Consider the following 7911-nt stretch of genomic DNA (forward strand, 5'->3'; position numbering starts at 1 on the left):
CCTATGAGGCGGCCTTGCCGGCCGCCTCATAGGTGAGGCCGCCTTTCGTTGATCCCTTGTCGTCGGCGGTTCCGATCGGCGCCTGTCTATATCCAGGGCCGTGACGCCAGCGCACCAGCCACACGCCGCCGCGTTTTCCTTTGCGGTAGCCGAGGTGGACTTCCGGGTCTATGCCGCGCCAGTGCATGCCGACATCGAGCGCAGCGCGCGCGTTTGGGGTCGTTATGGGAGATTCCTGAAGGGACTTCGACAAATGACTTTTCCGCAAATCATCAAATATGCGTCAAATATACCGTCCCGTACGTCGGCGCACAACTGCGGCGCCTTAATGCTCAACACCTTTGTTTATACGGACTTCAGCGGACAATCGCGAACAAGGGCAGCGCCTTGAATAGGCCCTTTCACGGCGGTAACAGGGGTTCGATTCCCCTTGGGCGTACCAGAAAAATTTGCGTTTGGCGCAAACCTCCCTCCCAATGTCGGCAATTTCGCTTGGCTCTCTGCTGCTCTCTTCAACTGACGCGCAGTCTTCCGCGATCACACCATAGGCCAACGCGGCCATACGGGTCATAATCCTGCTACAAAGTGGTCGATTCCTAAGGGATGTAGCCGCTCCAAGAGCCCGCCGCAGGTCGCCCCCGTGGCGGGCTTTTTATTGCACGGTCGAGTTGGGCTTTCACGGCATTGCGACAACGGGGCGAAGCCCCGAGTGGCAAGTCCGTATTTATTTGCCTGGTTTGCGTGCGGGAGCCTACATGAGAACGGGTCGCGCGCCGCTCAAGACGACCCTCTTCAGCGCTTCAACCGGCATCCGACAGTGCAAAGTCAAAAGCCTGTTATGATCCACGGATTGGAGTCGTATCCGAGACGCGGCTCTGCCTTTGCGCCGCTGTCTTCCGATTTGGCGGTTCCGGTGAAACCGCAGTCCAGATTTGCAACGGGCTTCTTGGTCGACGGTTTCGTGGAACACAAGGCGGCAGCGTCACTGACCGCCGCCTTCTTTTCCTTGGCAACAGCGACACCGGTCGCAGCGAAAACAACAGCCGCGCACAATACAGCCACTCTCATTGGAACCCCCACATTGCACCCGACAGATAGTCGAACATGACGTAACGTAATCTTAATATTAGCACTAACGAATATATTAGCTAGCCCCGTGCCATAAAAAGCAGGCCGAGTGCCAAGCTTGCGCCACGACCGCCAAACCGGTGCCATCTGGACACCAGCCGGCATGAGTCGCATTCTGCTCGTGGGGAGAAGGGCATGGATAAACTAAACATAGGAGCTGATCAGGCCAAACGCTGGCGCGACCGCGCCCTGCGCGGCCGACGGAGGCGTCTGTCGCACAACATCGTGTCGTGGGCGCTGATCCTGATAGCTATAGCCATTCTCGGTGGGCTGATCACGCTCAAGGCGTACAAGTAAGCAGAGCCCCAGCGCGCGAGGCTATCAGGCCACAGCCTAGCCGCTGCCAAGCAGCGGCACGGTAACGGTTGTCGCGTAGTTGATCGGGAAGGAACTGAAGTAGGGGAAGTCGATGACGAAGGCATAGGCGGCGGTCAGATGCGCCATGCGGAAGCCACCGCTCACCGGGTCGATGGCGATCGTGACGTTCACGTCCTTGAACCCCAAGGCCTGCAATTTCTGCGTGGCGATCGATTGAATGTCGGCTTGGGTCAGCGTGTTCTTAAGCTGCAGCGAGCGCGCTGACGTCTCCAGCGTATAGCGAACACTGGAGACCGAGTGCATCGACCAGCCAAAGGCGAATATTCCGAACAGCAGCATGACAAGGAAGGGGGCGATCAGCGCGAACTCCAGCCCGGCCCCGCCCGATCGATCCCGCCGCAACGCGCTTACCCTAGCGGACACGGATCATCTCCTGGTGACCTATGACGGTGGGAGCGGCAAAGGCGCCGAAGGCAATTGGCGGCACCCAGGTGCCCGATGCCTGTATCTGGACATAGATCGACGGCACCTTCGGCCCACTGCACATGGTGGAAGCGTCGACCACGGTCGTCCCGCACATACGGATGTGGCTTAGCGTGACCTGGCCGTCTTCCGGCCGATTTTCCCAGCTCGCAATGGCAAGGGCCTGGGTCGCCGCATCATCGGTCGATCCGCTCATGACCAGGTTCGCGGCCGTCTTCACACCGGCGCGCATCGACAGTGAACTCGTTATGTAGGACCAGCCGTCCAGAATACCAAGCAGCACCAGGCACAGAATGGGCAGCACCATCGCGAACTCGACTGCCGCAACGCCCGAATCATCGCCGAGGATCGGCATCGACCGGCGCCCCACGGAGCTACTCGGACAGTGCCACGGACCGCGCGGCTGGAATGTTGGGCACTCCGAGGCTCGAGCAATCCTGATTGATGGTTGAATTACCGGACCATTGAATCGTATTTGCGACGACCCTGGTGCAGCCGCCATTGCCCGAGAAGTTGCCAAGATAGCTCACTTGCTGCTTGGGGAAATAGATGGCCCCGGTCAAAAGCGAGTCCGCTGTGCCGTTGAATGTGCTGGATGCACTCATGCCGGTCCTGTCGCCGTAGAACAGAACGCCTGAGTAGGTGCCCGAAGTCGCCGCGCTGAGCTTCACGGACGCATTGCCATTCATGCTGACGGTCGAGCTGCCGGACATGAAGATGGTCACCCCGGCGCCGGTGATGGCCGCGTTGGCGTTTATCTTGAGATTGCCCTGGACGACATAAACGCCGGGCGAAAGCGTGACGTTGCCCTTCAGGTTCATGCCGCTGCAATAGGTGCCTGGACCGAGCGTCGCCTTGTTGTCGTTCAGGCAGGGGGTCGCGGCCACCGGGGCCGGCAGGTCGACAAAGGGATCGCCGGCGGGCAGTGCCTGGGTGATCGGGGCCGCGCAGACGGTGGTGACGGGATTGCTGAGAGAGACACCGCCCGCCGATATCAGGCAATCGGCCTGCAGACCGGCCGCGCCCTGAAGCTTGATGGCGTCGGAGGCGATGGAATTGGACATGACCGAGCAGCCGGTGAGCTTAACGCTGGTGCTGCCGGAAAACAGCACCGCCTGCGACGCGGACGGATCGAGCGCGAGCATGCAAGCACTCGAGGCATCGGTAATAACGGCCACCGCCCTCGCCTGTTCGGGAACCTTTTCCTGTGTGAAGATCAGGGTGAACATCCGGTCGAGCTTCTGGCCGACGATCACCTCGACCGCTTTTTTCGCCGTATTCGGTCCGGACGCGGGCGGCGTATTGACGACGATCGTGCCCGAGCCCAGCCCGTTCGACGCCGCGGACTGGGTCGCAGCCGCGACGATCGTCGGCTTGTCGGAACCCGAAATCTGTTCGAGCGCTCCGGCATAGGCGGCTGCATCGGCCGTCGCCTGCAATCTCAGGCTGTTGTAGTACCAATAGGAGGTCTCGACGCCGAAGCCCGCAGCGCCGACAACGACCGGCAAGGTGAGGGCAAAAATGGTGGCGACATTTGCGCCCGTGCTCCGGCGCATGGCGTCCATTACAAGCCGAACACGGGTGAAGCTATTCAAGGCCATGGCTTAGATTAGAAAGCACGCATAAATGAACGAATGGCTAAAAAGTTCGGTGCATTTTTGAGCAGTGGTCCATTGGCTTCAAAAAAGAAGTGCTTCGCTGGCTGATCAACGCGCGAGCGCACTTCCTGGCAAGCGAGAAGGGCTAGGGCCAGCGGGAGGCGGCGAGAGAGAGCATCGATGTCCTAGAGCATCCGCCTGCGATAGGCAGCCATGGGTTCGCACCCGATCAGCGAACTTGCCGTCGAAGGCAGCAAACACCGATATATTGCTGCTCGCACTATTGGAGAATGCAGTGGGAAGCCAAAGCTGTGCAGGATTTCTTCAAGCGGAAAGAATCGGCATCGGCTCCGCAACCACCCCGGCCGACATCTCTCTTTGTACGGCCAGGAAGAACCTGCGCACTTCGTCGCCGGCTGCCGTTCTGTCCCTGCCCGATCCGACGACGAGATCGAGCAACTCCGACGCCTTGGCCCTCCAGAACGAGGTGGCGGGCTCGCCATGCAGATTGCCGAGCTTGGCGGCAACCTCTCTGACCAAGAATACCTGACGGTCGATCGGGAATGCACGGATTTTTTCTGGGGACATCTTCCGAACCATGAGACTGACGCAACGAATCAACCATTGCCAACAAGCAATGGCGTAGCCGGGAAGGTGGAAACGGAAGCTTAACGGCGCTGACGTGGGTGCGGGGACGCAACGATACGCTCGCGACATCGCCTGTGCGTCAAACGCGCTTCATTGGTTGCAGTGGGGGGCAGGCGAAACGGCGGCGGCCCTCAGGCCTGGAGCGCCCTCGCCTCACCGCCGCGCTTGCGCGGCGTCATCATGTCCCTGGCCATCAGTCCGCTGGCCCGGCAAAACGCCATGAACGCCCGGCAAGCATCCTCGGTCTTGACCACGTCTACCGTGGCCCCAAAGCAGGCGTTGAAGGCTTTCTGGTAGATCGGGCCCTGACGGCGCGCAGGCCAGTCCTGGAGAAAATCGAGCGCCTGTTCGACCCCGTAGATCTCCTCGACCGGCAGGCCGGGCGCGGGCGCTATGCGCACCGGCACCTCGAATTGCAGTCTGTCCATTTCCTGTCTCCCGAACTGGCGCCACCGCAGCAACGCCGTTCGTCGTCAAAAGTTGCTTTGACCGGCTTTTGGCCCAGAAATGTGTCGTCACTTGGGTCGCTGAACCGCCCATGCAAGGCGAATATCTCGAACTGTGCGGGTGCATCGGGCAGTTCTTCCTTGAACCTTTTGCCCTCAAGTGCCAAATCTGGGGAGATCTTCACGTCGGCTCTCCTGCAGGGCCCTACCCGCTACACGGACAAAATGGTCACCTATCTCGACGCTGCCACGGCCCCGCTCAGAAATACCGGCCAGATCCGCCTCTATGGCGAGGACGGCTTTGCCGGCATGCGCAAGGCATGCGATCTCACCGCGCGCTGCCTCGATGAGCTGGTGCCGATGGTCCAGCCCGGCGTCACCACCGAAGCAATAGACCGCTTCGTCTTCGAATTCGGCATGGACCACGGCGCGCTGCCGGCGACGCTCAACTATCGCGGCTACACGAAATCATCCTGCACCTCGATCAACCATGTCGTCTGCCATGGCATTCCCGACAACAAGCCGCTCAAGGATGGCGACATCGTCAACATCGACGTCACCTACATCCTCGACGGCTGGCACGGCGATTCTTCGCGCATGTATCCGGTCGGCACGATCAAGCGCGCCGCCGAGCGGCTGCTCGAAGTCACGCATGAATGCCTGATGCGCGGCATTGCGGCGGTCAGGCCGGGCGCCCGCACCGGCGCCATCGGCGCCGCCATCCAGACCTTTGCCGAAGGCGAGCGCTGCTCGGTGGTGCGCGACTTCTGCGGCCACGGCGTCGGCCAGTTGTTCCATGACGCGCCGAACATCCTGCATTACGGCAGCGCCAATGAAGGCGTCGAGATGCGGCCAGGCATGATCTTCACCATCGAGCCGATGATCAATCTGGGCCGGCCGCACGTGAAGGTTCTGTCGGACGGCTGGACCGCGGTGACGCGCGACCGCTCGCTGTCGGCGCAGTACGAGCACACGATCGGCGTGACCGACACAGGGTGCGAGATTTTCACGCTGTCGCCCAAAAAGCTCGATCGCCCCGGCCTGCCGGCTTAGAGCGCACCTTACCCGGCGGGAGGCCGTCTATGCCGACTGCACATCCGCGGCATTCGGCAGGTCGATGGTAACGACCAGTCCGCTGGGCTGGTTGTCCTCCAATTCGATCCTACCGCCGTGCCCCTGGACGATGTCGGCAACGATCGAGAGGCCCAGACCGAAGCCATGCTTCGACGCAATGCCGCGCGACGCATCTTCCTTGAAGAATGGTTCGAAAACACGGGCACGTGCCGTCATCGGAATACCCGGCCCGTCGTCCCCTACCGTGATGCGCGCCGCCGTGCCGGTCGCTGTCAAGGCGACAGTGACATTGCCAGCGAATTTGACCCCGTTGTCGCAAAGATTGGCGATCGCACGCGCCAATGCATTGGGCTTGCACCAGCCCAGAAGCCGGTCCGGCCCGGAATATGAGACAGGAAATCCGACATCAGAGAATTCGGCGCAGACGGTTTGCAGAACGCTGGCAATATCGGCGCGCTGCAGCTTCTCCGTCGAAACATCGTTGCGCAGGTAGGTAAGGGTCTCATCGATCAAGATTTCGATGTGCTGGACATCGGACAGGATTGCGGTTCGGATTGGGCCATCATCCATGCGCTCGGCGCGAAGCCGCAGCCGCGTCAAAGGCGTGCGCAGATCATGACTGACGCTGCGCAACATGCGCGTGCGGTTTTCGATCATCGTGCGGATACGCGTCCTCATCCTGTTCAGGGCGCGCGCCAACCCCACCATTTCAATGGAGCCGTGTTCGACGAAGAGCTGGTCGCCATTCTCGATCTCGGCCGAACCGACTGCCGCCGAGATGCGCTTCAACGGATCAGTCACGGCCCAAACCGCAAACAGCCAGATCAGCACGGGCAAGGCAACGAAAGCCATGAACCTATAGAACGAGGCACGGACGAGGCCCGATGTCAGCCAGGAATCGGGCATGCCGAAATGGGCCAGGACGTCCTGCTGGTCGAGGTCGATGACAAACGCGTATCGGCCGCCGACCCTTATCCAGCGTCCCTCAACCGTCCCCCTGTCGATACGCAAAAGCCATTCGACACTTCGCCATTGCAGATAGGATTGGGCAATGCCGGTTATCCGGTCCTTGGGCAATATCTCGAAATCAAAGCCGGCCCGCTTTGCTGTCGCCAGAATTGCGCCACGCGCCTGCGCCGGCGTTTCTTGCAACAAGGCAGCAACAACGGCCGCACGCCTGGCGTTATCTTCCGCGGCGGGAAGATCGGCGTTCTCTATGAAACTCTCGACGACCGAACCGACGAACATGATCACGATCACCGCGATGAAAATGATTGCCACAAACTGCCCACGCACGGACTGTGGCAAGAAACGGCGGATGAAATCCCTCATGCTTCCTCCACCGTCGCGGTGAAGATGTAGCCACCCAACCGAACGGTCCTCAAAAGCACCGGATCGCGCGCATCCTTTTCGATCTTCCTGCGGATTCGACTGATATGGACATCGACGCTACGCTCGATCGGCCCCGCGAGCCCGGCATGGGTTACGCCCAGAAGTTCCTCGCGCGAGAGAACCCGGCCTGCGTTGCGGCAAAACGCAAGCAACAGGTCGAATTCATGCGTCGTGGTCGTCACCCGCGCATTGTTGGGGTCATGCAATTGCCGGCGTATGGGATCAAGGCGCCAGCCGTTGAAACGAAGCACCTTCGACCAGTCCCGCTCGTCGGGATCATAGGCTGTACGGCGCAGCAGCGCCCGTATCCTGGCCGTCAGTTCACGCGCGCTGAACGGTTTCGTCACATAGTCGTCCGCGCCGATTTCCAGCCCGAAGATGCGGTCGATTTCCTCGCCGAGCGCGGTCAGCATCAGGATCGGAATGTTGGTTGCGGCACGAAGGCGGCGGCAGATGTTGAGACCGTTTTCGCCCGGCAACATGACATCGAGCACGATGAGATCGAATTTCTGGGTGCGAAGCGCGGCATTCATCTGGACGCCGCTCTCGGCAATTTCCACGGTCATGCCGTTGTCGGTGAGCGTGTCGCCCAGCATGCGCGCGATCTCCAGATCGTCTTCGACAATGAGGATGCGCGAACCTTGCCTTGCCGACCTGGATTCGGCGCTCAAATCGCTTTGGTGCCGTTGCTGTGCCATTCCGGAGCTTGTCCAGCTTGCATTTGGTGCCCTGGGTAGGCGTCAGAACCGATATCCGACGAGAAGCATCCCTGAAGGCTGGATCTTTTCGACGACGACGGGGCTGTCGGCAGCGTCACCCAAGAG

The 7911-nt window shown here is 60.7% G+C and carries 10 protein-coding genes and 1 pseudogene; 2 read left to right on the top strand and 9 right to left on the bottom strand.

Annotated elements, in window-relative coordinates; genetic code table 11:
* Position 1 precedes the first annotated feature (1 nt).
* The gene (locus EN932_RS23390; RefSeq protein WP_128369103.1) at positions 2–253 is read right to left on the bottom strand and encodes a hypothetical protein; all 252 of its coding nucleotides are present in this window, start codon (positions 251–253) and stop codon (positions 2–4) included.
* Positions 254–1263: 1010 nt separating this feature from the next.
* Here EN932_RS23390 and EN932_RS23400 point away from each other — a divergent pair.
* Complete coding sequence (locus EN932_RS23400) at positions 1264–1425, top strand: hypothetical protein (RefSeq protein WP_013531996.1); 162 nt, start codon at positions 1264–1266, stop codon at positions 1423–1425.
* A gap of 36 nt (positions 1426–1461) precedes the next feature.
* Here the strand turns inward: EN932_RS23400 and EN932_RS23405 are convergent, their stop codons facing one another.
* From EN932_RS23405 to EN932_RS23425, 5 genes are all read right to left on the bottom strand, one after another.
* The gene (locus EN932_RS23405; protein ID WP_013531997.1) at positions 1462–1869 is read right to left on the bottom strand and encodes a TadE/TadG family type IV pilus assembly protein; all 408 of its coding nucleotides are present in this window, start codon (positions 1867–1869) and stop codon (positions 1462–1464) included.
* Entirely contained in the window at positions 1859–2284 is a 426-nt protein-coding gene (locus EN932_RS23410) for a TadE/TadG family type IV pilus assembly protein (protein WP_064995340.1), read from the bottom strand. Before EN932_RS23410 ends, EN932_RS23405 begins: the two co-directional genes overlap by 11 nt.
* A 19-nt stretch (positions 2285–2303) precedes the next feature.
* Positions 2304–3530 carry a pilus assembly protein TadG-related protein gene (locus tag EN932_RS23415; protein ID WP_063167868.1) on the bottom strand — a complete coding sequence of 409 codons (1227 nt, stop codon included), beginning with the start codon at positions 3528–3530 and terminating at the stop codon, positions 2304–2306.
* Positions 3531–3851: 321 nt separating this feature from the next.
* Complete coding sequence (locus EN932_RS23420) at positions 3852–4127, bottom strand: DUF6074 family protein (protein WP_245483315.1); 276 nt, start codon at positions 4125–4127, stop codon at positions 3852–3854.
* A 179-nt stretch (positions 4128–4306) separates the two neighbouring features.
* Positions 4307–4603, bottom strand: a complete 297-nt coding sequence (locus EN932_RS23425) for a DUF982 domain-containing protein (protein WP_013532001.1) — start codon at positions 4601–4603, stop codon at positions 4307–4309.
* A 243-nt stretch (positions 4604–4846) separates the two neighbouring features.
* On the opposite strand from EN932_RS23425, the gene map reads away from it, so the two are divergent.
* Positions 4847–5674, top strand: coding sequence for a type I methionyl aminopeptidase (gene map, locus EN932_RS23430; protein ID WP_013532002.1), 828 nt, complete (start codon positions 4847–4849; stop codon positions 5672–5674).
* Between the two features lie 27 nt (positions 5675–5701).
* On the opposite strand, the gene EN932_RS23435 is transcribed toward map, so the two are convergent.
* The 3 genes and pseudogenes from EN932_RS23435 to EN932_RS39015 form a co-directional block, all read right to left on the bottom strand.
* Entirely contained in the window at positions 5702–7027 is a 1326-nt protein-coding gene (locus tag EN932_RS23435; RefSeq protein WP_127368364.1) for a HAMP domain-containing sensor histidine kinase, read from the bottom strand.
* Positions 7024–7785 carry a response regulator transcription factor gene (locus EN932_RS23440; RefSeq protein WP_063167867.1) on the bottom strand — a complete coding sequence of 254 codons (762 nt, stop codon included), beginning with the start codon at positions 7783–7785 and terminating at the stop codon, positions 7024–7026. The genes EN932_RS23435 and EN932_RS23440 overlap by 4 nt, the downstream gene beginning before the upstream one ends.
* Positions 7786–7827: 42 nt before the next feature.
* Positions 7828–7911 (bottom strand): annotated as a pseudogene (locus EN932_RS39015) (MipA/OmpV family protein); the annotation flags it as partial.

The organism is Mesorhizobium sp. M7A.F.Ca.US.002.01.1.1, assembly GCF_004022955.1.
GTDB classification, from domain to species: Bacteria; Pseudomonadota; Alphaproteobacteria; order Rhizobiales; family Rhizobiaceae; genus Mesorhizobium; species Mesorhizobium ciceri.

What these genes read in the sequence shown, in the direction of transcription:
- EN932_RS23415 (WP_063167868.1), bottom strand. Translation starts at nt 3,530, where the DNA reads ATGGCCTTGAATAGCTTCACCCGTGTTCGGCTTGTAATGGACGCCATG.
- EN932_RS23410 (WP_064995340.1), bottom strand. Translation starts at nt 2,284, where the DNA reads ATGCCGATCCTCGGCGATGATTCGGGCGTTGCGGCAGTCGAGTTCGCG.
- EN932_RS23435 (WP_127368364.1), bottom strand. Translation starts at nt 7,027, where the DNA reads ATGAGGGATTTCATCCGCCGTTTCTTGCCACAGTCCGTGCGTGGGCAG.
- EN932_RS23400 (WP_013531996.1), top strand. Translation starts at nt 1,264, where the DNA reads ATGGATAAACTAAACATAGGAGCTGATCAGGCCAAACGCTGGCGCGAC.
- EN932_RS23440 (WP_063167867.1), bottom strand. Translation starts at nt 7,785, where the DNA reads ATGGCACAGCAACGGCACCAAAGCGATTTGAGCGCCGAATCCAGGTCG.
- EN932_RS23420 (WP_245483315.1), bottom strand. Translation starts at nt 4,127, where the DNA reads ATGGTTCGGAAGATGTCCCCAGAAAAAATCCGTGCATTCCCGATCGAC.
- EN932_RS23425 (WP_013532001.1), bottom strand. Translation starts at nt 4,603, where the DNA reads ATGGACAGACTGCAATTCGAGGTGCCGGTGCGCATAGCGCCCGCGCCC.
- map (WP_013532002.1), top strand. Translation starts at nt 4,847, where the DNA reads ATGGTCACCTATCTCGACGCTGCCACGGCCCCGCTCAGAAATACCGGC.